The sequence below is a fragment of the Streptomyces sp. Da 82-17 genome, assembly GCF_046098215.1.
Classification (GTDB): domain Bacteria; phylum Actinomycetota; class Actinomycetes; order Streptomycetales; family Streptomycetaceae; genus Streptomyces.
Genome location: NZ_JBJURH010000021.1, coordinates 18,043 through 41,372, shown reverse-complemented (window position 1 = coordinate 41,372; position 23,330 = coordinate 18,043). Strand labels below are relative to the sequence as shown.

General features: G+C 71.5%; 23 protein-coding genes. 7 read left to right on the top strand and 16 right to left on the bottom strand.

Going from position 1 to position 23,330, the window contains the following annotated elements:
* Positions 1-13: 13 nt before the first annotated feature.
* The 7 genes from ACIDOF_RS29210 to ACIDOF_RS29180 all read right to left on the bottom strand — a co-directional run bounded on the left by ACIDOF_RS29210 (position 14) and on the right by ACIDOF_RS29180 (position 6,937).
* Entirely contained in the window at positions 14-1,033 is a 1,020-nt protein-coding gene (locus ACIDOF_RS29210; protein WP_409009137.1) for a TIGR03842 family LLM class F420-dependent oxidoreductase, read from the bottom strand.
* Between the two features lie 12 nt (positions 1,034-1,045).
* A complete protein-coding gene (gene hydA / locus ACIDOF_RS29205) occupies positions 1,046-2,452 on the bottom strand; it encodes a dihydropyrimidinase (RefSeq protein ID WP_409009136.1) in 1,407 nt (468 codons plus the stop codon).
* Between the two features lie 16 nt (positions 2,453-2,468).
* A complete protein-coding gene (locus ACIDOF_RS29200) occupies positions 2,469-3,776 on the bottom strand; it encodes an aspartate aminotransferase family protein (protein WP_409009135.1) in 1,308 nt (435 codons plus the stop codon).
* Positions 3,773-4,615: a nitrilase-related carbon-nitrogen hydrolase gene (locus ACIDOF_RS29195; RefSeq protein ID WP_409009134.1), complete on the bottom strand. Its 843-nt coding sequence runs from the start codon at positions 4,613-4,615 to the stop codon at positions 3,773-3,775. Before ACIDOF_RS29195 ends, ACIDOF_RS29200 begins: the two co-directional genes overlap by 4 nt.
* A 197-nt stretch (positions 4,616-4,812) precedes the next feature.
* The gene (locus ACIDOF_RS29190) at positions 4,813-5,211 is read right to left on the bottom strand and encodes a PPOX class F420-dependent oxidoreductase (protein WP_409009133.1); all 399 of its coding nucleotides are present in this window, start codon (positions 5,209-5,211) and stop codon (positions 4,813-4,815) included.
* A gap of 118 nt (positions 5,212-5,329) precedes the next feature.
* A complete protein-coding gene (locus ACIDOF_RS29185) occupies positions 5,330-6,592 on the bottom strand; it encodes an alginate lyase family protein (RefSeq protein ID WP_409009132.1) in 1,263 nt (420 codons plus the stop codon).
* A 93-nt stretch (positions 6,593-6,685) separates the two neighbouring features.
* A complete protein-coding gene (locus tag ACIDOF_RS29180) occupies positions 6,686-6,937 on the bottom strand; it encodes a helix-turn-helix domain-containing protein (protein ID WP_409009131.1) in 252 nt (83 codons plus the stop codon).
* Positions 6,938-7,000: 63 nt separating this feature from the next.
* Here ACIDOF_RS29180 and map point away from each other — a divergent pair, with 63 nt between their 5' ends.
* The gene (gene map / locus ACIDOF_RS29175; RefSeq protein WP_409009130.1) at positions 7,001-7,768 is read left to right on the top strand and encodes a type I methionyl aminopeptidase; all 768 of its coding nucleotides are present in this window, start codon (positions 7,001-7,003) and stop codon (positions 7,766-7,768) included.
* Between the two features lie 57 nt (positions 7,769-7,825).
* Here the strand turns inward: map and ACIDOF_RS29170 are convergent, their stop codons facing one another.
* Together ACIDOF_RS29170 and ggt are read right to left on the bottom strand one after the other, a co-directional pair.
* Positions 7,826-8,503, bottom strand: a complete 678-nt coding sequence (locus ACIDOF_RS29170; protein ID WP_409009129.1) for a glycoside hydrolase family 75 protein — start codon at positions 8,501-8,503, stop codon at positions 7,826-7,828.
* 38 nt (positions 8,504-8,541) lie between these two features.
* Positions 8,542-10,374 (bottom strand): gamma-glutamyltransferase, encoded by a 1,833-nt coding sequence (ggt, locus tag ACIDOF_RS29165; RefSeq protein WP_409009128.1) that lies wholly within the window; start codon positions 10,372-10,374, stop codon positions 8,542-8,544.
* A 103-nt stretch (positions 10,375-10,477) separates the two neighbouring features.
* Here ggt and ACIDOF_RS29160 point away from each other — a divergent pair, with 103 nt between their 5' ends.
* A complete protein-coding gene (locus ACIDOF_RS29160) occupies positions 10,478-11,233 on the top strand; it encodes a hypothetical protein (protein ID WP_409009127.1) in 756 nt (251 codons plus the stop codon).
* A gap of 273 nt (positions 11,234-11,506) precedes the next feature.
* The gene (locus ACIDOF_RS29155; protein WP_409009126.1) at positions 11,507-11,716 is read left to right on the top strand and encodes a hypothetical protein; all 210 of its coding nucleotides are present in this window, start codon (positions 11,507-11,509) and stop codon (positions 11,714-11,716) included.
* Positions 11,717-11,826: 110 nt separating this feature from the next.
* Here the strand turns inward: ACIDOF_RS29155 and ACIDOF_RS29150 are convergent, their stop codons facing one another.
* Together ACIDOF_RS29150 and ACIDOF_RS29145 are read right to left on the bottom strand one after the other, a co-directional pair.
* Positions 11,827-13,086 carry a cytochrome P450 gene (locus ACIDOF_RS29150; RefSeq protein ID WP_409009125.1) on the bottom strand — a complete coding sequence of 420 codons (1,260 nt, stop codon included), beginning with the start codon at positions 13,084-13,086 and terminating at the stop codon, positions 11,827-11,829.
* Positions 13,083-13,856, bottom strand: coding sequence for an alpha/beta fold hydrolase (locus ACIDOF_RS29145; protein ID WP_409009124.1), 774 nt, complete (start codon positions 13,854-13,856; stop codon positions 13,083-13,085). The genes ACIDOF_RS29150 and ACIDOF_RS29145 overlap by 4 nt, the downstream gene beginning before the upstream one ends.
* Before the next feature lie 339 nt (positions 13,857-14,195).
* Here ACIDOF_RS29145 and ACIDOF_RS29140 point away from each other — a divergent pair, with 339 nt between their 5' ends.
* Together ACIDOF_RS29140 and ACIDOF_RS29135 are read left to right on the top strand one after the other, a co-directional pair.
* The gene (locus ACIDOF_RS29140) at positions 14,196-15,389 is read left to right on the top strand and encodes an Ig-like domain-containing protein (RefSeq protein ID WP_409009123.1); all 1,194 of its coding nucleotides are present in this window, start codon (positions 14,196-14,198) and stop codon (positions 15,387-15,389) included.
* A 183-nt stretch (positions 15,390-15,572) separates the two neighbouring features.
* Positions 15,573-17,132 (top strand): CocE/NonD family hydrolase, encoded by a 1,560-nt coding sequence (locus ACIDOF_RS29135; RefSeq protein WP_409009241.1) that lies wholly within the window; start codon positions 15,573-15,575, stop codon positions 17,130-17,132.
* A gap of 35 nt (positions 17,133-17,167) precedes the next feature.
* Here ACIDOF_RS29135 and ACIDOF_RS29130 read toward each other — a convergent pair whose 3' ends face one another.
* From ACIDOF_RS29130 to ACIDOF_RS29110, 5 genes are all read right to left on the bottom strand, one after another.
* Positions 17,168-18,040, bottom strand: coding sequence for an amino acid ABC transporter permease (locus ACIDOF_RS29130; RefSeq protein ID WP_409009122.1), 873 nt, complete (start codon positions 18,038-18,040; stop codon positions 17,168-17,170).
* A complete protein-coding gene (locus tag ACIDOF_RS29125; protein WP_409009121.1) occupies positions 18,037-18,681 on the bottom strand; it encodes an amino acid ABC transporter permease in 645 nt (214 codons plus the stop codon). The genes ACIDOF_RS29130 and ACIDOF_RS29125 overlap by 4 nt, the downstream gene beginning before the upstream one ends.
* 9 nt (positions 18,682-18,690) lie before the next feature.
* Entirely contained in the window at positions 18,691-19,623 is a 933-nt protein-coding gene (locus ACIDOF_RS29120; RefSeq protein WP_409009240.1) for a glutamate ABC transporter substrate-binding protein, read from the bottom strand.
* A gap of 42 nt (positions 19,624-19,665) precedes the next feature.
* A complete protein-coding gene (locus ACIDOF_RS29115; RefSeq protein ID WP_409009120.1) occupies positions 19,666-20,409 on the bottom strand; it encodes an amino acid ABC transporter ATP-binding protein in 744 nt (247 codons plus the stop codon).
* 136 nt (positions 20,410-20,545) lie between these two features.
* Positions 20,546-20,986 carry a DUF6278 family protein gene (locus tag ACIDOF_RS29110; RefSeq protein ID WP_409009119.1) on the bottom strand — a complete coding sequence of 147 codons (441 nt, stop codon included), beginning with the start codon at positions 20,984-20,986 and terminating at the stop codon, positions 20,546-20,548.
* Between the two features lie 216 nt (positions 20,987-21,202).
* Here ACIDOF_RS29110 and ACIDOF_RS29105 point away from each other — a divergent pair, with 216 nt between their 5' ends.
* Positions 21,203-21,382, top strand: a complete 180-nt coding sequence (locus ACIDOF_RS29105) for a hypothetical protein (protein WP_409009118.1) — start codon at positions 21,203-21,205, stop codon at positions 21,380-21,382.
* A 174-nt stretch (positions 21,383-21,556) separates the two neighbouring features.
* The gene (locus tag ACIDOF_RS29100) at positions 21,557-23,326 is read left to right on the top strand and encodes an SGNH/GDSL hydrolase family protein (RefSeq protein ID WP_409009117.1); all 1,770 of its coding nucleotides are present in this window, start codon (positions 21,557-21,559) and stop codon (positions 23,324-23,326) included.
* Positions 23,327-23,330: the final 4 nt, after the last annotated feature.

Here is a 23,330-nt window from a genome sequence, read left to right as displayed (position 1 = left end):
CATCAGTCGCGCATCAGCCGCGCAGCGCCGGAATGACCGAGGTGCCGTACCCGTCGACGACCCGTTCGCGCGCGTCGTGCATGGCGTAGAGGGCGAACTGGTCGACGCCGATGTCCTGCAACTCCCGCATTCTGGCGATGTGTTGCTCGGCCGTCCCGATGACGCAGAAGCGGTCCACGATGTCGTCGGGCACGAACGCGGTGTCGGGGTTGTCGGCCCGGCCGTGGTGCGAGTAGTCGTACCCCTCGCGGGCCTTGATGTAGTCGGTGAGGGCCTCCGGGACGAGGTCGGAGTGCGCCCCGTACTTGGCGACCAGGTCCGCCACGTGGTTGCCGACCATGCCGCCGAACCAGCGGCACTGCTCGCGGGCGTGCGCGAGGGCGTCCGCCGAGTCGTCCTCGGTGAGGTAGGCCGGCGCCGCGACGCAGATGCTCAGCTCGTCCGGGTCCCGCCCGGCCGCGGCGGCCGCGTCCCGCACGGCCTGCACCATCGTGCGGGTCAGATACGGGTCGGCCAGCTGCAGGATGAACCCGTCGGCCTCCTCGCCTGCCATCTTCAGCGCCTTCGGCCCGTACGCGGCCATCCAGACGGGGAGCCGCGCGTCCTGCCCGACCCAGGGGAAGCGGACCGTGGTGCCGCCGAGGTCCGCCTCCTGTCCCGAGGCGAGCGCGCGGATCACCTTCATCGCGGCGCTGAGCCGGGCCAGGGTGTTGGGCGGCCGGCCGGCGACCCGCATGGCGCTGTCGCCGCGCCCGATGCCGCACACCGTGCGGTTGCCGAACATGTCGTTGAGCGTGGCGAAGGTGGACGCGGTCACCTCCCAGGTCCGGGTGCCGGGGTTGGTGACCATCGTGCCGACGGTCAGGCGCCGGGTGTTGGCGAGGATCTGGCTGTGGATGACGAAGGGCTCCTGCCAGAGGACGGCGGAGTCGAACGTCCAGCCGTAGCGGAAACCGTTGCGCTCGGCGCGCTTCATCAGGCTGATGACCTGCGCCGCGGGCGGATCGGTCTGCAGGACGAGTCCGAAGTCCATGCGCTGGGCCTCCTAGTCGTTCAGATACTGGCAGGTGCCGCGCGGCGTGTACGTGCCGTGGCCCGCGCGGCCGGTGAACTCGCGGTCGTCGACGACCACTTCGCCGCGCGAGAGCACCGTCTCGACCCGGCCGCGGATCCGCTTGCCCTCGTACGCGGAGTAGTCGACGTTCATGTGGTGCGTCTCGGCGGACAGGATCTGTTCGGCGTGCGGGTCGTAGACGACGACGTCCGCGTCGGCGCCGGGCGCGAGGGTGCCCTTCTTGCCGTACAGGCCGAACATCCGGGCCGGGGCCGCGCAGGCGATGTCGATCCAGCGGCGGCGGGAGATGTGCCCGTCGACGACGGCCTGGTGGAGGAGGTCCATGCGGTTCTCCACGCCGGGCAGGCCGTTGGGGATCTTGGAGAAGTCGCCGCGGCCCAGCTCCTTCTGCCCGGCGAAGCAGAACGGGCAGTGGTCCGTGGACACCACCTGCAGGTCGTCGGTGCGCAGCCCGCGCCACAGGGCCGCCTGGTGCTCGCGCGGGCGCAGCGGGGTGGAGCAGACGTACTTGGCGCCCTCGAAGTCCGGCTCGGCGAGGTTGTCGGTGGACAGGAACAGGTACTGCGGGCAGGTCTCGCCGAAGACCGGGAGGCCCTTGTCGCGGGCGGCGGCCAGTTCGGCGACGGCCTCTTCGGCGGAGACGTGCACGACGTACAGCGGGGCGCCGGCGACGCGGGCGAGCTGGATGGCGCGGTGGGTGGCCTCGGCTTCGAGGAGGACCTTGCGGACCTCGCCGTGGAAGCGGGGGTCGGTCTCGCCGCGCTGCAGGGCCTGTTCGACGAGGACGTCGATGGCGATGCCGTTCTCCGCGTGCATCATGATCAGCCCGCCGTTGCCGGCGGAGCGCTGCATGGCGCGCAGGATCTGGCCGTCGTCGCTGTAGAAGACGCCGGGGTAGGCCATGAACAGCTTGAAGCTGGTGATGCCCTCCTCGACGAGCCGGTCCATCTCCTTGAGCGTTCCGTCGTTGACGTCGGAGAGGATCATGTGGAACGCGTAGTCGATCGCGCACTTGCCGTCGGCCTTCGCGTACCAGGCGTCCAGGCCCTCGCGCAGGGAGCGGCCGCGGCTCTGCACGGCGAAGTCGACGATGGTGGTGGTGCCGCCCCAGGCGGCGGCGCGGGTGCCGGTCTCGAAGGTGTCGGAGGCGAAGGTGCCGCCGAACGGCAGCTCCATGTGCGTGTGGGCGTCGACGCCGCCCGGGATGACGTACTTGTCGGTGGCGTCGATGACGCGGTCGGCGGTCCAGGAGTTCGCCTGGTCGCTGCCGTGGGCGGCGAGGGCGGCGATCCGGCCGTCCTCGATCAGGACGTCGGCGTGGGTCTCGTCCGCGGCGGTGACGACGAGTCCGCCGCGGATCAGGGTGCGGGTGCTCATGGCTTCCCCTCACGGGTCACGGACGGGAGGTGGTGGCGCTCGACCACAGGGCGCGCAGGGCGTGTTCGAGTACGGCTGCGCCTTCCTCGGCCTCGGCGACGGTGAGCGACAGCGGCGGGGCGATCCGCAGCACGCTGGTGTCGTGGCCGCCGCCCTTGCCGATGAGGAGTCCGCCTTCGCGGGCGGCCTCCAGGACGGCGGTCGCGGCGTCCGGGTCGGCCTCGTCGGTGCCGGGCCTGGCCAGTTCGACGCCGATCATCAGGCCGCGCCCGCGCACTTCGCGTACGGCCTCGACGCCCGCGCCGATGGCCCGCAGCCGCTCCAGGAGCATGCCGCCGACGCGGCGCGCGTTGCCCTGCAGGTCGTGCTCCAACAGGTACGAGAGGTTGGCGAGGCCCGCGGCCATGGTGACCGGGGAGCCGCCGAAGGTGGAGATGGAGTTGGCGTCGAGGCAGTTCATGACCTCGGCGCGGGCGACGACGCCGCCGATGGACATGCCGTTGCCGATGCCCTTGGCGAAGGTGAGCAGGTCGGGCGGCCCGTTCTGGCCGTGCGCCTGCCAGCCCCAGAAGTGCTCGCCGGTGCGGCCCCAGCCGGTCTGCACCTCGTCGGAGATCCACAGGATGCCGTGGCGTCGCAGGACTTCGCGGAACGCGGCGTACAGCCCGTCGGGCGGGGAGGTGAAGCCGCCGACGCCCTGGATGGGTTCGGCGATCAGGGCGGCGGCGCCGCGGCTCTGCCCGAGCATGTCCTCCAGGTCGGCGACGCAGGCGGCGGTGAACTCGGCGTCGGTCAGGTGGGCGTACGAGCCGCGGCTGCGGACGCCGCCGTGCACGTACAGGGTCTGCAGCGGCGAGAGGCTGGTGGGCGACCAGGAGCGGTTGCCGGTGATGGACACGGCCGAGAAGGAGCGGCCGTGGTAGCTGTTGCGCATCGCCAGGATCTGGTTGGAGCGGTTGTACGTGGTGGCGAGCAGCAGGGCCGCGTCGTTGGCCTCGGTGCCGGAGGTGGTGAAGAAGACGCGGGCGTCGGGGATGCCGGACAAGTGGGCGATGCGCTCGGCGAGTTCGACCATCGGGCGGTCGAGGTAGAGCGTCGAGGAGTGGATGATCCGGGCGGCCTGGTCGCTGACGGCCTTGGTGACCTCGGGCAGGGCGTGCGCGGTCATCGTGGTGAGGATGCCGCCGAAGAAGTCGAGGTACCTGCGGCCCTCGGCGTCCCACACGTACCGGCCCTCGCCGTGGGTGAGTTCGAGCGGCTCGCGGTAGTAGAGCGCGAGCCACTCGGGCATGACGGCCCGGTGCCGCCGGTGCAGGTCGGTCACGGCTGCACCAGCCCCTCGTACGCGTCGGGCCTGCGGTCGCGGTAGAACGCCCACTGGGTGCGGACCTCGTCGATGAGGTCGAAGTCCAGGTCGCGTACGACGAGTTCCTCGCCCTTGTCGCTCGCGGTCTCGCCGACGAACTGGCCGCGCGGGTCGACGAAGTAGCTGGTGCCGTAGAAGTCGTTGTCGCCGTACTCCTCCTGGCCGACGCGGTTGATCGCGGCGACGAAGTACTCGTTGGCGACGGCGGCCGCGGGCTGCTCCAGCTGCCACAGGTACGCGGAGAGGCCGCGCGAGGTGGCCGACGGGTTGTAGACCAACTGGGCGCCGTTCAGGCCGAGTTGGCGCCAGCCCTCGGGGAAGTGCCGGTCGTAGCAGATGTACACGCCGACCTTGCCGACGGCGGTGTCGAAGACCGGCCAGCCGAGGTTGCCGGGTTTGAAGTAGTACTTCTCCCAGAAGCCCTTGACCTGCGGGATGTGGTGCTTGCGGTACTTGCCGAGGTAGCTGCCGTCGGCGTCGATCACGGCCGCGGTGTTGAAGTAGAAGCCGGACTGCTCGACCTCGAAGACCGGGACCACGATCACCATTCCGGTCTCGCGGGCCAGTTCCTGCATCCGGCGGACGGTCGGCCCGTCCGGCACGGGTTCGGCCCAGCGGTAGTGCTCGGGCTCCTGGACCTGGCAGAAGTAGGGGGCGTTGAAGACCTCCTGGAACCCGATGACCTTCGCCCCCTGGCGGGCGGCCTCCCGGGCGTGCTCCTCGTGTTTGGCGATCATGGATTCGGTGTCCCCTGTCCAGGTCGCCTGGACCAGGGCCGCGCGTACGACGTTCACCATGAGCTGCTCCTTCGACGCGACGCCGACAACTCAACGAGCCTCTACGCCCGTAGATCCGGGCCGTGGAGAGATGAACGTAAGCCGCGTCACAGCCCGGGGCAAGACCATCGTCGTGAACCGGCGGAGTCGATCGGATTTCGGCACTCGTGCGGGTGAAGTGCGGTGAAGCGCTGTGAAGTGGCGTGAAGTGATCGAATTCAGCCGCTGTGCAGGGTCACGGCGATCCCGGTGTGCGGCCGCTTGCCGAGGCGTACGAGGGTGGCGGGCAGGTCCACGATCCAGTACTGCAGGCCGTACTTGCGGGCGAGGTGCTTGCGCAGCCGGGGCATCTCGTCGGCGTCGAGGAAGCGTGCGGTGCCGTCGACGGCGGGGGCGCCCTCGGGGATTCGGCCGCGCACGTCGCAGGCCGAGACGCGCACGGACTTGTCCCGGCGCAGCCGCTTCACCTTCCAGGAGTCGCTCCGCGTCCACACCCACAGCTCGCGCCCGTCCCGCACGACCCACACGGGGGTCGCGACGCCGACGCCGTTGCGGCGGTAGGTGGTGAGGCTGATGTAGCGGGCGCTGCCGAGGTGTTCGGCGTCGTTGGGGGCCATACTCCGAGCCTATGCCTCGCCCCGGAAGGGCGCGGGGAACTGCGCGACCAGCCACGACGAGAGCCGCAGACGAACGACAGCGCAGCAGCTTTCGGGGGAAGGGGCGGGGCGGGGAAATTCAGCCCGGGCTGTCCGCGTGGGTCAGGGTCTCCCAGGCCACGAACAGATCGTCCGTGCCGGCCGGCCGAGTCCGCTCCGCCAGACGCTCCGTGTACGGAACGGGAACCCCCAGCCGGTTCTTGAGGTGGTTGAGGGTCACCTCGAGATCAGGCCCGAGCGTCAGCTCCGGCTTGCCCCCGCACAACCACGACGGCACCGCCCCACCCAACTGGTACTCCGCGTGCAACTCGACCGCCGCCCGCAGCCGTTCCCGCACCTCCCCGTACAGGTCCACCCCTTGGTGGTGCGCGGTCTCGGCGGTGTGGGCGGTGGCGGCGAGCGCGTACCCGACGTGCTCGAAGTTGCGGCAGGACTCCTGCCCGAGCCCGTCGACGAAGTGCCGCTGCCCGAACCAGTACGCCCGGATCTTCTCCGGTGTGTCCGCGCTGCCGCCGGGCGGCGCGACCGGCAGCGGCCCGTCGGAGCGGAGGTAGAAGTACGCGGGGACGCGGGCCCGGAACCGCGCGAGGGCCCGGTCGAACACCTCGCGGTCGTCGAGGAACACCCCGACGGCGAGGGCCGCGTCGGTCATGGTGAGGTCCCAGTTGCCGTTGTAGTCGGCGACCTTGGCGTCGAACTCGCCCAGGTAGGCGTGGCGCAGCATGCCGGAGAAGCGCGCCACCCGCTCCTTCGGCCACCCGTCGTACGTGTGCCGCACGATCTCGGCGGCCCGCGCCCAGGTCGACCCGGCCCAGGCGGCCTGCAGTCCGGCGTTGCCCTCGGTGTGGTCGCGCAGCACCCGCGACCAGGCGTCCATGATCTGCACGGCCTTCTCGGCGTGCGCCCGCTTCCCAGTCGCCGACCAGAGCAGTGCCTGCGTGTACGCGGCGACGGCGTCCTCCCGCTCGGCGGTGCAGGCCGGCGGGTTCTGGTACGGCTTGCAGGCGACGACGGCGACGGGACGCGGGCGGTAGTCGGGCTGCGCGTACCGGCTGGCGTTCATCGCGCGGTAGGCCGAGGCCCACGGTTCCTTGCCGGAGCGGACGTGGCTGCGCAGCGCGTCGAGCTGGGCGCGGTCGAGCAGCACGCCGGGGTGGGCGAAGGCGCGGGGACGGTCGGGCTCGGCGGCGTCGCCGTACGGCACGGAGGCTCCCGCGTGCGGTACGGCGGTGAGGGCCGCGGCCAGGGCGGCGACGCAGGCGGTGAGTCCACGGCGTACGAGGCGTGCACGGTGGCGTGCGCGGCGCGCGGGGCGGACGGGTCGGGTCGGTCGGGTGGCCATACGAGCAGCGTGCATCGGCGCCCCGCACCCCGCGCGGTGTGTTGCTCCGACGGCGCGGGCGGGACCTCCGCCGCCCGGAAGTGCCCGGCGGCCTCAGGCGGGCAGCGGCGCGCAGCGGGCGAGGACCTCGTCGAGGGACAGGCCGAGGGCGCCGGCGAGGGCGGCGACCGTGAAGAAGGCGGGGGTGGGCGCGCGGCCCGTCTCGATCTTCCGCAGCGTCTCGGCGGAGAGCCCGGCGCTCGCGGCGACCTCGACCATGCTCCGCTCGCCGCGGGCCTCGCGGAGCAACTGGCCGAGCCGCTCGCCGCGTTCACGCTCTTCGGGGGTGAGGGGGGTGCGCACCATGCGGCCAGTCTAGCGCGACCCCGATTTTTATACCGGCATTGTTATACCGGTATAGTAATTGGCATGGTGGAGATCAAGACAGACGCGTCCCTGGACGCGATGCGGGAAGCGGGCCGAGTCGTGGCCCGGGCGCTGGCGGCCGTGCGGGACGCGGCGGAGGTCGGCGTCCGGCTGGTCGACCTGGACGAGGTGGCGCGCGGCGTCCTGAAGGAGGCGGGCGCGGACTCCCCGTTCCTCGGGTACCGGCCGAGCTTCGCGCCCACACCCTTCCCGGGCGTGCTGTGCGTGTCGGTGAACGACGCGATCGTGCACGGCATCCCGGACGGGTACCGGCTGCGCGACGGCGACCTCGTCTCCGCGGACTTCGGCGCGCGGCTCAGCGGCTGGGTCGGCGACTCGGCGATCAGCTTCGTCGTGGGCCGGGCGCGGCCCGCCGACACCCGGCTCGTGGCGACCGCGTTCGCGGCGCTCGACGCGGGCATCGCGGCGGCCGTCGTCGGCAACCGCATCGGGGACATCGCGCACGCGATCGGCACGGTCTGCCGCTCGGCGGGGTACGGGGTGCCGGACGGCTTCGGCGGCCACGGCATCGGCCGCGAGATGCACGAGGACCCGGGCGTGCCGAACGAGGGCCGCCCCGGGCGCGGCATGCGGCTGCGGCACGGCATGGTCCTGGCGATCGAGCCGATGCTGACGGCCGGCGGCCGGGACGACTACTACGCGGACCGCGACGGCTGGACGCTCCGCACCTGCGACGGCAGCAGGGCCGCCCACGCGGAGCACACGGTGGCGATCACGGACGCGGGCCCGAGGATCCTGACCGCACTGTGACCGAGCGCCGTCGACCCGGGCCCCGCCACGGGGCCGGCCCGGAGACAGGGGAAGAGCTCAGCCGCCCAGCAACCCCCGGCTCAGCTCCGCCCCCATCCGCTCCGCCTCCTCCCGGCTCTCGATCGGCGTGACCTCCGAGCCCTTGAAGAAGATGTACGTGACGTCCTTCGCCGCACCGCCCCGCACCGGATGCGGGTCGATGCCGAGGGCGCGGGCCGTGGCGTGGGAGGCCTCGCCGATGAGGTCCGTCGGACCGGTGTCGCCCACGACCGCGTACTGCACCTTGCCGCGGTGGATGACCGCGGCGAGCCCGCCGCCCCACACCTTGTCGTCCCGGTGGTTCCACAGCTCGCTCGCGCCCGGCACCACGACGTACGGCAGTTCCGCCGAGTCGAGGTGCCGGCCGCGGGAGTCCTGGAAGGCGGTCTGGGGCTGGAAGTAGGGGTCCGTCCGCTCGTTGCAGGCGCGGCTGGGGCGGCCGTCGCAGTCGATGTCCAGGTCGGCCTTCCAGTGCACGATCCCCTTGCCGCCGCACACCGGAATGTCCGCGGGTTTCCCGTCGTCCGCGCGGAACTTGCCCTTCGAGATCTGCTCGCAGTCGGTCACCTTCGCGAGGAGCGCGGCCGCCGTCGCCTCTCCCCCACCCCTGTCGTCCCCGGCCCGCGCGGGCGGTGCGGCCAGGGTGGCGAGGAGGACGGGCGCGAGGACGGCCGGGACCAGAGCGGGATGCAGCACGGAGTTCAGCGCACGCAAGGGAGACCCCTAGAGATCGATCATGAGCTCGGGTGCACCACCATCGCCGAGCCCCCGCCCCTTCGCACCTTTTCCGCCGCCGCGAGCCAGCGTCCGTCGGGCAGTCGCTGCACTCCGGTGGCCGCGCCGATCTCCGGGTTCTTCTTGAAGACGTGCCCGAGCGCCTCCAGACGCTGCCTCAACTCGCTGTCGTACAGCCCGGGTTCGAGATCCGTGGCGGCCGTGTTGCGCTGGCTGGCGCGGGGTGCGGCGATCGCGTCGACGAGCGGCAGGCCCCGGTCGACCACTCCGGTGACGGTCTGCAGCACGGTGGTGATGATGGTCGAGCCGCCGGGCGAGCCGAGCGCGAGCACCGGGCGGCCGTCCTTCAGGACGATCGTCGGCGACATCGAGGAGCGCGGCCGCTTGCCCGGACCCGGCAGGTTCGGGTCGTGCACGTCGGGGTTGGCCGGGGCGAAGGAGAAGTCCGTCAGCTCGTTGTTGAGCAGGAAGCCGCGCCCCGGCACGGTGATGCCGCTGCCGCCGGTCGACTCGATGGTCAGGGTGTACGCGACGACGTTGCCCCACTTGTCGGAGGCCGTCAGATGCGTGGTGTTCTCGCCCTCGTACGTGGTCGGGGCCGCCTCGCCGCCGGTGCTGCAGGGCTGCGGGTCGCGCGGGTCGCCGGGGGCGAGCGGGCTGGTCAGCGCCTTGTCGTCGCGGATCAGGCAGGCCCGCGCGTCCGCGAACTCCTGGCTGAGCAGCTCCTTCGTCGGTACGTCCTCGAAGGCCGGGTCGCCGACCCAGCGGCCGCGGTCGGCGAACGCGATCCGGCTGGCCTCGATGTACCGGTGCAGGTACTTCTCCTGTGAGGCCCGCGCGAGGTCCGTGCCCTCCAGGATGTTCAGCGCCTCGCCGACGGTCGTGCCGCCGGACGACGACGGGGCCATCGAGTAGAGGTCGAGCCCCCGGTACGCGGACCGGCTCGGCGCCTGCCGCTTCACCGCGTACCCGGCGAGGTCCTCCGCCGTGAGGTCGCCGGGCCGGGCGGTGCGCCCCGAGTCCGGGTCGACGGGCGGCCGGTTGACGGTCCGTACGACCTCGTCGGCGAGCGGGCCGCGGTACATCGCGCGGCTGCCCTTGCGGGCCAACTCGGCGTACGTACGGGCCAGATCGGGGTTCTTGAAGACCGAGCCGACCACGGGAAGCTCGCCGCCGGGCAGGAACAGCTCGGCGGAGGCGGGGAAGTCGGCGAAGCGCTCCTGGTTGGCGGCGGTCTGCGCGCGGAACGTCTCGTCGACCACGAAGCCCTTGGCCGCCAACTCCTGTGCCGGGCGCAGCAGTTCGCCGAGGGAGCGGCTGCCCCAGGCGTCGAGGGCAGCGTCCCAGGTGGCGGGCGTTCCGGGGGTGCCGACGCTGAGGCCGCTGGTCACGGCGGCGTCGAACGGCAGGGGCTTGCCGTCCTCCAGGAAGAGCCCGCTGTCCGCGCTGCCCGGCGCGGTCTCGCGGCCGTCGATCGTCTGCACCTTGCGGGTCTTCGCGTCGTAGTGCACGAAGTAGCCGCCCCCGCCGATGCCCGCCGAGTACGGCTCGGTGACGCCGAGGGCGGCGGCGGTGGCGACGGCCGCGTCGACCGCGTTGCCGCCCCTGCGCAGCACCTCGATGCCCGCCGCCGACGCGTCCGGGTCGACGCTCGACACGGCGCCGCCGTACCCGACCGCGACCGGCGACTTCGCCGGGGCGGGCGCGGCGGACGCGGAGCCGGACGCCGTGTGCGCTCCGGACGCGGAGGAAGGGGGCGCCGCCGCGCCGACCGCCACCAAGGCGCCCGAAACGGCGAGAAGCGACAGGTTCCGCGCAACTGGACGACGCATCCGTACCTCCGGTCAACGGCTGTCTGCGCAGCGTAACTTCACGGCGCGGACACGTCAGGACCCCCTCGAACACCGGTGCGCGAGGAAGCTAGAGTGCCCGCCCATGAGTGAAGACCTTGTGAACGTCGTCCTGGGCGTGCTCGCCGCGGGGGCCGTCGCGACCCTCGGCTGGTTCGCCCGTACGTACCTCTGGAAGCGGGGGCTCCGGCGCAAGCAGGCCTTCTTCGGACTGCCCGCCAACGCGGAGACGCTCCTTGTCGTGAACCGCGACACGGCAGGACCCGAGCTCACCGTGTCCCGCACCGACATGTTCTCCCTCCTCGAACTCTCCGCGATCGTGAAGGAGTGCGGGGCGCACGCCCAGGTCATCCCGCACGACTTCGCCCAGCAGGGCTTCGGCGAGCGCACCGAGTTCTGCCTGGGCGGCCCGGCGTCCAACCGCCGCATGGCCGCGCATCTGCACTCGCTGCTCCCCGGCGTGCGGGTCAACGCCGACCCCGAGCCCGGCCCGGACCGGGGCGCGTTCCAGATAGGCAGCGAGCGGTACCGGATGGAGCCGGGGCGCGCGGAGTACGTGGTCCTCGCCCGGCTCACCGCGGGGCAGGGGCAGGAGGCACGGCCCGTGTTCCTCTTCTGCGGGCAGCGTCCCGTCACGCATCAGGCCGCCACCCGCTATCTCGCCCGCAACCACGCCCGCCTCGCCCGCAAGCACGGCGCGAACTCCTTCGTGCTGCTCCTGAAGGTGGTCAACTCCCAGGCGTACGGGCCGGACGTGATCGAGCTCGTCGCCGACGTGACGCGCGCCGCGCAGTCCCCGGCGCCGGTCGTCCGCACCTCGCACCGGGCACCGAAGGACTGACCGCACAGCAGCGGCGAGAGACCAGCTCCCCGGCCGCGCTCCAGCCGCCCGAAATTGTCCTGACTTGGCCTCACATCCCCGTGTTCCCACGGACAGTTGGCGCTCTTTCCGCCACCGCGTTCCGCCCATATCGGAGCACTTGCCACGGCCGCTCACACCCGCTCTGACCAGGTGTGACACTCAGCGCTCCGGCGACGCAGCCACAAGTGAGCCGGCTCACCAAGCCAGGTCCGGCCGGCCCGTGCACAGTTCGCCAACGAAGGAAGCCTCCTCATGAGCTACAACGCCCCGATCGAGACCCGCGAGATCGCCGACGACGCCCTGGACGGCGTGGCGGGCGGCTCCGCCGGCCTGCAGCTGCACGGCAGCCCCCAGGGCCTGCACGGCGCCGGTGGCGCCGAGCTGCTCGGCCACGGCGTGTTCGCCGAGGGTGCCGCCAACCTCCAGTCCGGCACGGCGAGCCTCCGCATCAACGCGTTCTGATCCCCCGTCAGCGCGCGCTGATCGTCCGCGGCGGCTGAGCCGTCGCGCGGCATCCGCCCCCTCGGCCACCCCCCGGCCGAGGGGGCTTCCGCTGCTCCGGGGCTACGGGCTCAGGCGATCCGCAGCGGCAGTTCCTTGATGCCGTTGATGAAGTTGGACACCAGCCGCCGCGGCCGCCCCGCCGGTTCGAGCACCGGGAACTCCCGCAGCAACTCCTCGTACAGCACGCCGAGTTGGAGCCGCGCGAAGTGCGCGCCGAGGCAGACGTGCGGCCCCTCCCCGAAGGACACGTGCGGGTTGGGGGTCCGGCCGAGGTCGAGGCGGTGCGGGTCGGGGAACACCCGCTCGTCGTGGTTGGCGGAGGCGTGCAGGACGACCACCTTGTCGCCCGCCAGGACCTGCCGCCCGGCGATCTCCGTGTCCCGTACGGCGGTACGGCGGAACGTCAGCACCGGCGGATGGTGGCGCAGCAACTCCTCGACGGCAGAGCCGAGTTGAATCTTCCCGTCCCGCAACCGCGCCTGTTCCTCGGGGTGTTCGGCGAGCGCGAGCAGCCCTCCGGGGGCGGCGCTGCGCACCGTGTCGTTGCCGGCGACCACGAGCAGGAAGAAGAACATCTCCAACTCGGCCTCGCTGAGCCGCACTTCGCCGTCCGTGGCGTGCGCGAGCGCGGTCATCACGTCGTCGCTGGGGTGCCGTCGCTTGTACGCGGCGAGCCGCTGCGCGTAGTCGAACATCTCCCGCAGCATCGCGGGCGAGCGCGGGTTGACGGGCTTGCCGTCCGCGCCGCGCACCACCGCGCCCGCCTCGTCCGGGTCCTGGTAGCCGATGACCCGCTCGGTCCACTCCAGGAGCAGGCCCCGGTCGCCGCGCGGCACGCCGAGCAGGTCGGCGAGGTTGAGCAGCGCGTAGTCGTCGGTGACGGTCGCGACGAGGTCGGCCTCGTTGCCGAACTCCCGGGCGGCAACGCAGAGTTGGTGGGCCCGCTCGCGTACCCGCTGCTCGAACCGGTCGATCCGGCCGCGGGTGAACGCCCGGCTGACGAGCCGCCGGAGCCGGACGTGGTGCGGCGGGTCCTGGTTGAGCATCATGCGGCGGATGAACGGCAGGTCGTCCGGGTCCGGGTCGCGGATCTGGGTGGCGCCGAGGTACGAGGAGAACGTGCCGTGGTCCTTGAGGACGCGGACGACGTCGGCGTGCCGCGACACCGCCCAGAACCCCGGCCCGGCGGGCCAGCCCAGGACCTCGTACTCCTCCTGCCAGGCCACCGGGTGATGGTCGCGCAGCTCCCGGTACGCCTCGTGCGGGATGCCGTCGCGCAGCAGCCGCGGGTCGAAGACGTCCGGTACGCGTCCCGCCGCCGCCGTCACAGCTGCTCCGCGCGCAGGAAGTCCTCGACGACGCGGACGAGTTGGAGCGGCGTCTCGTCCATCGCGTAGTGCCCGGCGGAGGCGAGCTCGACGACCTCGGCGCGGACGAACGAGCGCGCCCAGGTCTGCCGCATCAGCTCGGCCCCGAGCGCCGGGTCGAGCGCGCCGACGACGGCGAGGGCCGGCACGGTGCTGCCGTCGACCTCGGTGTGGAAGTCGTCGCGCGCCCACGAGTCGAGCCAGGCGCGGAACGCCTTGGGGTCACTGCGGTCGAAGGAGCGGCGCACCATGCGGTCGAGCCAGGCGGCGGGCCGGCTGCCGCCGGTGGTGAAGTCGAGGATGGCGCGGCGGCTGTCGGCGAGCTCGGCGGCGGACGCGAACAGCTCCCACTGCTCGGGCGGCAGCGGCACCCCCGAGGCCGGCACGGGCGAGACGCCGACGAGCCGCCGCACCCGCTCGGGCGCGGCCGCCACGACGCGCTGCGCGACCGCCCCGCCCATCGAGTGCCCGACCAGCGAGAACCGGTCCCAGCCGAGCCGGTCGGCGAGCGCCAGCACGTCGGCGGCGCCCTCCGCCGTGGTGTACGCCCCGGCCTCCCCGCGCGCCTCCCCGTATCCGCGCAGGTCCACGAGGGCGTACGTGAAGGACTCCAGGTCGAGGTCGGCGCGGACGGCCGCGTAGGCGTCGCGGTCGGCGAACCAGCCGTGCACGGCGAAGACCTTGTGCGGTCCTGAGCCGAGCAGGGTGTGGGGCAGCGGGACGACGGACACGGCGACTCCGTTCACAGGGGGTACGTGCAGGTACGCGCAGGTACATGGGGCGGCGTGCGGGCGTGCGGGCGTGCGGGCGTGCGGGCGTGCGGCTCCAAGGTGGCCCCAACTCCCGCCCTCGGCAAGGGCGCAAGGTGGGCACGCGCGCGGCACGCCGGGCCGGGACTGCGCCCGCCCTGCGCCCCCGTCACTCCCCGGAACCGTCGAGGGCCTCGCACCTGCTTGCCCGGTGCAATCCATCTCACACCGTTTCCGGCGATTTTTCCGCCCGCCCGCGGCAACCTCGGCGCCCGCCGCTCCCTCCTCCCCCGTGAACCGCGAGACCACTGGAGGACCCCGTTGAGCCGTACACGCCCGAGCCGGATACGTCACACCCCGCGCCCCCGCCGTACCGCCCTCGCCGCAGGCGTCGCGGCGCTCGCGCTCGCGGTGACCGGCTGCGGCTCCGCGAGCGGGTCGACGGACCCGGCCGCCGGGAAGGACGCCCGGGTCTCCGTCAACCTGCGCGGGAAGCAGGCGAAGGCCGGCGAGCGGGTCGAGGTGACCGTGCCCGAAGGGCGGCTCGCGGAGGTGACCGTCCGGGACCGCGAGGGCGGCGAGCTCTCCGGCCGGGTCGCGAAGGACGGCCGCCGCTGGACCTCGGACCGCGTGGCCGCACCGGGCACGACGTACGAGGTGAAGGCGGAGGACGACCGCGGCCGCAGCGCGACGCACACGTTCACCACCGAGGCGGCCGGCCGGGTGAACAAGCTGACGCTCGCCCCGGGCAAGGGGACCACCGTCGGCGTGGCTCACCCGCTGTCGATCGTGTTCGACAACCCGGTGAAGAACAAGAAGGCCGTGGAGCGGCACCTCAAGGTCACCACCTCCGACTCGACTGAGGGCTCCTGGGGCTGGATCACCGACTACTCCGGCAAGGACCGCGTCGACTGGCGCCCCAAGGAGTTCTGGAAGCCCGGCACGAAGGTGACGCTGGACGCCGACCTGAACGGCGTGGACTCCGGCGACGGCGGCGGCTGGTTCGTGCGCGACTACGCCACGTCGTTCACCGTCGGCCGGGACCAGAAGGTCGAAGTCGACCTGGACAGCAAGCAGTTGACGCTGCTGCGGGACGGCAGCGCGGTCCGGCGCGTCCCGATGTCGGCCGGCACACCCGGCGGCGACAAGGCGTCCTGGGGCGGCGTGAACGTCCTGATGTCGAAGGAGGGCACGATCCGGATGAACTCGGAGACGGTCGGCCTCGGCGACGCCTACGACAAGATGGTCGACCACTCGATGCGGCTCACCTGGTCCGGGATGTACGCCCACGCCGCCCCGTGGAACGCCGCGTACTTCGGCAACACCAACCACAGTTCGGGCTGCGTCGGCATGAGCGACGGCGACGCGGGCTGGCTGTACGAGGCGGCGCAGGTCGGCGACCCGTTCGTCACGAAGGGCTCCGGCCACAAGGGCGACGCCGACGTGGGCAACGGCTACGGCCTCTGGAACCTCAGCTGGTCCGACTGGCAGGCGAAGAGCGCGCTGAACGACTAGGGGCGGCCTGCCGAGCAGACCGGCAACCGCCCAACAATCGTTACGCGCGCGTAACTTACCGACGGGTTACCTCGGGTAAACGCCCGAGGTTACCGTCGGGTCACTTTCGCACCGGACCGTGAGGAGTGACCCGTGGCACCTGAGGCACCTGTGGCATCCGCTGGACGACCGCGCCGCAAGGCCCTGCTCGGCGCCGCCGCAGGCACCGCCGCCTTCGTCGCGGGAGCCGCCTTCGGCCTCGCTCCCGCCGCCCACGCGGCGCCCGCCGCGGCCACCGCCGCCGACGGCCCGCGCTTCGTCGACATCGAGGGTGACGGCGGCACGGTCCTGAAGGCCAACGTCTTCACGCCGTCCGACGCCGAGCCCGGCGTCCGCTACCCCGCGATCGTGCTGCCGACCAGCTGGGGCATGCCGCAGATCGAGTACGTCGCGCAGGCCAGGAAGCTCGCCGACTCCGGGTACGTCGTGGTCGGTTACAACTCGCGCGGCTTCTGGCAGTCCGGCGGCGAGATCGAGACGGCCGGGCCCGAGGACGTCGCCGACGCCCGCAAGGTGGTCGACTGGACCCTCGCCCACACCCCGGCCGACCCGGACCGTGTCGGCATGGCCGGCGTCTCCTACGGCGCGGGCATCAGCCTCCTCGCCGCCGCCCACGACCCGCGCGTCAAGGCGGTCGCGGCGCTCAGCGGCTGGGCCGACCTGATCGACTCGATCTACTCCGGCCGCACCCAGCACCTCCAGGCCGCCGGACTGCTCGGCGGCGCGGGCATGCTCACCGGCCGCCCGAGCGCCGAACTCCAGCAGACCCTCAAGGACTTCCTCGCCTCCAACCTGGACCAGGAGGACGAGATGATCGCGTGGGGCAAGAAGCGCTCCCCCGCGACGTACGTCGACGCGATCAACCGGAACGACACCGCCGTCATGCTCGGCAACGCCTGGGGCGACTCCATCTTCCCGCCCAACCAGTACGCCGACTTCTACGAGCGGCTCACCGGCCCCAAGCGCCTGGAGTTCCGCCCCGGCGACCACGCGACGGCCGAGGCGACGGGCCTGCTCGGGCTGCCCAACGACGTGTGGAGCAACGCCGAGCGCTGGTTCGACCGCCACCTCAAGGGCGAGCGCAACGGCATCGACCAGGAACTCCCGGTCCAGCTCAAGTCCCGTACGACGGGCGGCTACGAGGGCTATCCTGACTGGAAGTCGGTCGGCGCGAAGAGCACCCGGATCGCGCTCGACGGCACGCGCACGGTGCGCGCGAACGCCGACTCGGGCGCCAACGGCGGCGTCGTCATGCTGACCGGGCTCCTCGACCAGTTCGCGAAGGTCCCGCCGACGGCGTCGATCCCGCTGCTGCCGCGCTCCCGTGCGGCCGTCTGGCAGTCGGAGCGGTACGCGAGCGCGCAGCAGGTGCGCGGCACCGCCAAGGTGCACACCACGGTCGCGAGCAACGAGTCGAGCGGCACCCTCGTCGCGTACCTCTACGACGTGGGGCCGCTCGGCCTCGGCAAGCTGGTCAGTCACGCGCCGTACACCTTCCACGGCAAGCAGCCCGGCCGGCCGTTCCCCGTGGACCTGGAGCTGTTCTCCACCGCCTACGACGTACCGGCCGGGCATCGCCTCGCCGTGGTGGTCGACACGGTCGACCCGCTCTACATCGAGCACAACCCGACCGGCGCGCAGCTGACCTTCTCCTCCCCCGCGGCCGACCCCAGTCATGTGTCGGTCCCGCTGCGCGAGCAGTGATCTCCGGCTGCTGCCGGTTCGGGCCTGGCCCTTGGCTACTGCGTACCGGGCAGCAGCGTCCCTGGTTCGGCCGGGGCGACGTCCACGGCCTCCGTCTTGGGACTGCGCCTCTGCCGCTTGGACACCCACGTGGCGAACCACGACAGAAGCATGCACATCCCGATGTAGATCGGTGAGATCACCAGCACCACGGGGATGAACGGCAAATCGTAGTCGAGATTCGACGCGATCAGTTTCCCAGCGTGCAGGAACTCCTCATAAGTGATCAGATAACCGAGCGAAGTGTCCTTCAGAGCGACCACCAACTGGCTGATGATGGCGGGCAACATGGCCCGTACCGCCTGCGGCACGAGCACATGCGTCATCACCTGCGTCTTGCGCATGCCGAGCGCGAACGCGGCCTCCCGCTGGCCGCGTTCGACCGCGTTGATGCCGGAGCGGAACACCTCGGCGAGCACCGAGCCGTTGTAGAGCGTGAGTCCGGCGACGAGCGCCGGCAGCGGATGGACGCGCAGGGCCACGAAGATGAAGAAGATCATCACGAGGACCGGCATCGCGCGGAAGAACTCGACGATCAGCGTGGCCAGCCAGCGCACCGGCTTGTGGTCCGAGAGCCGCCCCACCGCGAGCACCGTGCCGAGCACCAGCGAAAGGACGGCGGCCATCGCGAACGCCTTCAGGGTGTTGCCGAGCCCGGTGAGCAGGAGTTCCTGAATTCCCTTGTACTGGAAGGGAGTCCACTTGGTCGCGGTGAACTGCCCGGTGTCGAAGAGCAGATACAGGATCCAGGCCGCGAGCCCCAGGATCAGGACCACCGAGACCACGCCGTACGCGAAGTGCCGCTTGCGGGCGGCCGGTCCCGGGATGTCGTAGAGGGCGGTGGACTCTTCGTGCGTGGTCGCGGTCATCGGGCGACTCCCCAGCGCTTCTCCATCAGGTTGAAGAGGGCACTGATGGTGAGGGTGATGATCAGGTAGCCGAGCGCGATCCAGACGAACGTCCAGATGATGCTGTAGCCCAGCTCGTTGAGGGTCTTGTACGTGCCGAGGAGCTCGGTGACGCTGAACGCCCCGGCGATCGCCGAGTTCTTGGCGAGCGCGATCAGGTTGGAGCCGACCGGCGGGATCACCGAGCGGAAGGCCTGCGGCAGGACGACGTTGCCGAGCGTCTGCCCGAAGCTCATCCCGAGGCTGCGCGCGGCCTCGCCCTGCCCCTTCGGCACGGTGTTGATGCCGGAGCGCAGCGCCTCGCAGATGAACGCGGAGGTGTAGCAGCCGAGGGCGAGGATCGCGAACACCTTGAAGGGGAGGACGAGTCCGAACCGCGGCAGGCCGAGCAGCACCGCGAAGAACAGCAGCGTCAGCGGGGTGTTGCGCAGCACGGTCACCCACACGGTGCCGAACAGCCGGAACGACGCCACCGGCGCCACCCGGAACGAGGCCATCAGGAAGCCGAGGACGAGCGCCAGCAGTGAGGCGTAGACGGTGAGTTCGACGGTGCCGAGGAACCCTTTGCCGTAGGTGGAGAAGTTGTCGGTCAGTACGTTCATGACGGCCCCTCAGCTCGCCGGATAGCGGTCGATGGCGGGCGGCTTCGGCGCCGGGACGCCGGACAGGCCGAGCGTCGCGTCGTAGGCCTTCTTCCAGTCGCCGTTCTTCTCGTGCCGCGCGAGCGCGTCGTCGATGGCGAACCGCAGCGCGTTGTCGCTCCTGGGCACCCCGATCCCGTACGGCTCCTCGGAGAAGGGCTTGCCGACCAGCTTCATCTCCTCGGGCACCTTGGCGGCGTACCCCTGCAGGATCGCGTCGTCGGTGGTGACCGCGTCGACCTGGTACGTCAGCAGGTTGTCGACGCAGATCGAGTACGTGTCGTACGCGACGAGGTCGGCCTTCGGGTAGTCCGCCTCGATCCGCTGGTACGGGGTGGAGCCGGCCGCCGAGCAGACCTTCTTGCCGGCCAGGTCCTGCGGGCCCTTGATCTCGTCGTCGTCCTTGCGCACCAGGAGGCTCTGGCCGGCCATGTAGTAGGGGCCGCCGAAGCCGACGAGTTTCTTGCGGTTGTCGTTGATGGTGTAGGTGCCGACGTAGTAGTCGATCTGGCCGTTCTGCAGGGCGGTCTCGCGGTTGGCGGAGGCGATCGTCCTGAACTGGATCGTCTTCGGGTCGAAGCCGAGCGAGGCCGAGATCATCTTGGCGATCTCGATGTCGAAGCCCGAGTAGACGCCGCTCGCCGGGTCCTTCTCGCCGAGGTAGGGCTGGTCCTCCTTGGCGCCGACCACGAGCCGCCCGCGCCGCTGCGCCTTCTTCCAGGTCGCCGAGTCCGGCAGCTCGAAGCCCCGCGCGATCTCGTACGTGGGCAGGTCCTCGGCGCTCGGGCCCTTCACGGGCGGGCTGCCGTCCTTGCCGCAGGCGGTGGCGGCGAGCGCGGTGAGCGCGAGCCCGGCGAGGGCCTTGGCGATCCTGCCGAGCCCTGCCCGCCTGCCTTCGGGCATGCGTGTGCTGCGTGTGCTGGGTGTCATCGGTGCGCTTCCCCGTCAGTGCTTGAGGATCTTGGAGAGGAAGTCCTTGGCCCGCGCGCTCTCCGGGTCCGTGAAGAACTCCTCGGGGGTGCGGTCCTCGACGATCCTGCCGTCGGCCATGAACACCACGCGGTTGGCGGCGGAGCGGGCGAAGCCCATCTCGTGTGTGACGACCACCATCGTCATGCCGTCGCGCGCCAACTGCTGCATGACTTCCAGGACTTCGTTGATCATCTCCGGGTCGAGCGCCGAGGTCGGCTCGTCGAAGAGCATCACCTTCGGGTCCATCGCGAGGGCGCGGGCGATGGCCACGCGCTGCTGCTGACCGCCGGAGAGCTGCGCCGGGAACTTCTCGGCGTGCGCGGCGAGGCCGACCCGCTCCAGGAGTTCGCCGGAGCGCCGGTCGGCCTCGTCCTTCTTGCGGCCGCGCACCTTGATCTGGGCGAGAGAAACGTTCTGGCGGACCGTCTTGTGCGCGAAGAGGTTGAACGACTGGAACACCATGCCGACTTCGGCGCGGAGCTTCGCGAGCTCCTTGCCCTCGGCGGGCAGTTCCCTGCCGTCCAGGGTGATGCGTCCGGACTGGATGGTCTCCAGCCGGTTGATCGTCCGGCACAGGGTCGACTTCCCCGATCCGGACGGGCCGATGACCACCACCACCTCCCCGCGCCCGACGGTGAGATTGATGTCCTGCAGGACATGCAACTCCCCGTAGTACTTGTTGACGTCCCGCAGTTCGATCAACGGATCGACGGCCATTCCCCAGCCCTACTCACTCTTCGCTGTATGACAGTCCGCGCAAACTATCCGTAGCAATACGGTACTTAACAGGCGACACGCACCTAGCGGGCATTAACCGTATTTGCGCTGCTGGGGGTTGGGGAGGCGAGGCATTTCAGGCCTCGGCCGCCTCCGCGTACACCTGGGAGAGCTCGGGCGCTCCGCTCACGGCCCAGTCGAGACCGGCCTCGACGACATGGATCTCCCGGCCGGAGGCCAGCCGGACGACCGGGTGCCCGCCGGGCCACACATGCCACACGGCGCCGGGAACGGTGCGCACCAGCACGGTCCCGAGGTACAGGCCCGCGTCGTTGCCGAGCCACGGAAGGAGCTCCGGGTCGTCGCGCCAGTGCGGCGTCAGCTGGTCGAGGGCCTCCAACGAGGCGACGCTGTCGTCCAGTTCGAGTCCCGCACTGCCTGCCTGCGAGCGCAGTAGTTCGCACTCCGAGAGCAACTCGGCCACGCCGTCCGGGTTCTCGGCGAACGCCGCCGCGAGGCCGGCTCCCGGCTCCTCGGCCCGCCGTCCGAGCCACTTGTCCAGGAAAGGCACCTTCATGATCCACGCTCCGCCGATTCGGCCCACTTCGCCCAAAATGGCTGTCACTTTGTCGTAGTTGCACTAGATCACCTTCCAGGCGCGGCCCCGAACCTCGACACGACAGCTCCTTCCTCCCATTGTGGGCCGATACGTCACTCCGGCACCTGCGCGGAAGCGAGCCTTCCGTGACCGGGCGGTAGCGGATTGTCAGACCGTGCCCCTAGGCTTCACTCCATGTCCCTCACTGACGAGCGCCAGGGAACGACTCCCTCCGCCGCGGAGATCAACGCGCAGATACGCGAGCTGTGGAGCCGCGCCGACGGCAAGCTCTCCGACGAGCAACGCGGGGAGTACGCCCGCCTGGTCACCCTCTGGGCGACGGCCGTGCGGGACGAGGTGGTGGAGGCCGCCTGAGCCGGGCCGCCCCGCCCGCACAGCCGCGAGGTTTACGCGGTCCGAGTCATCTCCCTTGAATTCAGGGCGAGTTCAGACGCCGGTCATTGACGGGTCTTGCCCCTCTCCTTAGCTTCATGGCGCATCTGTCGTCACAAGTCCCTCACCCCGCAGGTGAGGAGGAGGAGACAGCCCGTGCGTCGACGATTCTGGGGAACGACCGTGGTACTCGGACTCCTTGCCGGAGTCGCGCCAGTCGCCGACGCCACGGCGGCCGAGCCAAGACAGAAGCCGCTCCCCCTGGAGCGGCTCTTCGACAACCGGGCGGTCAGCAGTGACGACCGGCCCGCAGCGGCGGACTTCGACGGCTCCGGAGCCTCCCTCTCCGCCCAGGACCTGAACGCCGCCGGCTGGACGCCGGGCCGCAGCGTCGGCGTCGACTCGGCCCGCCTGCAACTGCCCCGCACCCAGCCCGGCCAACCCGACAACGTCCGCGCGGACGGCCAGTCCATCGCCGTCAGCGGACGCGGCGACGCCCTCGCCTTCCTGGTCGCCGGCACCGGCGGCGACGCGAGCGGCACCGGCACCGTCCGCTACCGCGACGGCTCGAGAGCCGAGTACCGCCTCACCGCGCCCGACTGGCGCTCCGGCCCCCTCGCCACCAAGTCCGTGGCCCTCCCGCACGTCAACTCCCCGCAGGGCCAACGCACCGAGACCGCCCGCCTGTACGTGGTGACCGTCCCCCTCGACCGCGGCCGCGAGGTCGCCGAGGTGCGCCTCCCCCGGGACCCCGGCCCCGACCTGCACGTCTTCGCCCTGTCCGTACGGCCCGCGACGACCGGCTGGTCCGGCACCTGGTCGGCGTCGACCGCGGGCTACACCGCCGTCGGCCCCTGGGTCGACCGCACGCTCCGCCTCGTCGTGCACTCCTCCGTGGGCGGCCCGCGGGTCCGCATCCGGCTCGACAACACGTTCGCGCGCACGCCGGTACGCATCGGCGGCGCCACCGTCGCCGTGCAGCGGTCCGGGGCCGAGCCGCGGGAGAAGCCGGTGCCGCTGACGTTCCGCGGCTCGTCCGGCACCGAAATTCCCGCCGGGGCCCAGGCGTTCAGCGACCCGGTCGACTTCGACGTGCCCGCCGACAGCAACCTTCTGGTGAGCTTCCATCTGCCCGGCACCGTCTCCGCGGCGCCCGTGCACAGCCAGGCCATCCAGCGCTCGTACCTGAGCACCGCCGGCGACCACAGCGGCGACAGCGCGCCCGGCGCGTACACCTCCACGATCTCCACCTGGCCGTTCCTCACCGGCGTCGACGTCGGCGGCGGGCCCGGCTCCGTCGTGATGCTCGGCGACTCCATCACCGACGGCGTGAAGTCCACCCAGGACGCCAATCTGCGCTGGCCCAACGTGCTCGCCCGCCGGATCCTCGACCAGGACGACGTCCCGCACTACGGCGTGATCAACCACGGGATCTCGGCGAACCGGGTGGTCAGCGACCGGTACCCGGGCGACGGGATCTCCACCGACACCGGCGGCGTCAGCGCCCTCCACCGCCTGGACCGGGACGTCCTCGCGCAGACCTCGGCCCGCACGATGGTCGTCTTCGAGGGCGTCAACGACGTCCGCTGGGGCGCGAGCGCGGGTGATGTCATCGCGGGCCTGGAGGAGATCGCCGAGCGCGCCCGGGCCCGCGGGCTGCGCGTGGTCGCCGCGACGATCGCGCCGTGCGAGGGCGAGTCGCTCTGCTCGGCCCCGGGCGTCGACGCCCAGCGCGTCGCCGTCAACACCTGGATCCGCACCAGCGGCACGTACGACGCGGTCCTCGACTTCGACGCCGTGCTGCGCGACCCGGACCGACCGTCCCGGATGCTGCCCGCGTACGACAGCGGCGACCATCTGCACCCGGGCGACGCGGGGCTCACCGCGATCGCGGACTCGATCGACCTCAAGAAGCTCGCGGGCTGAGGCA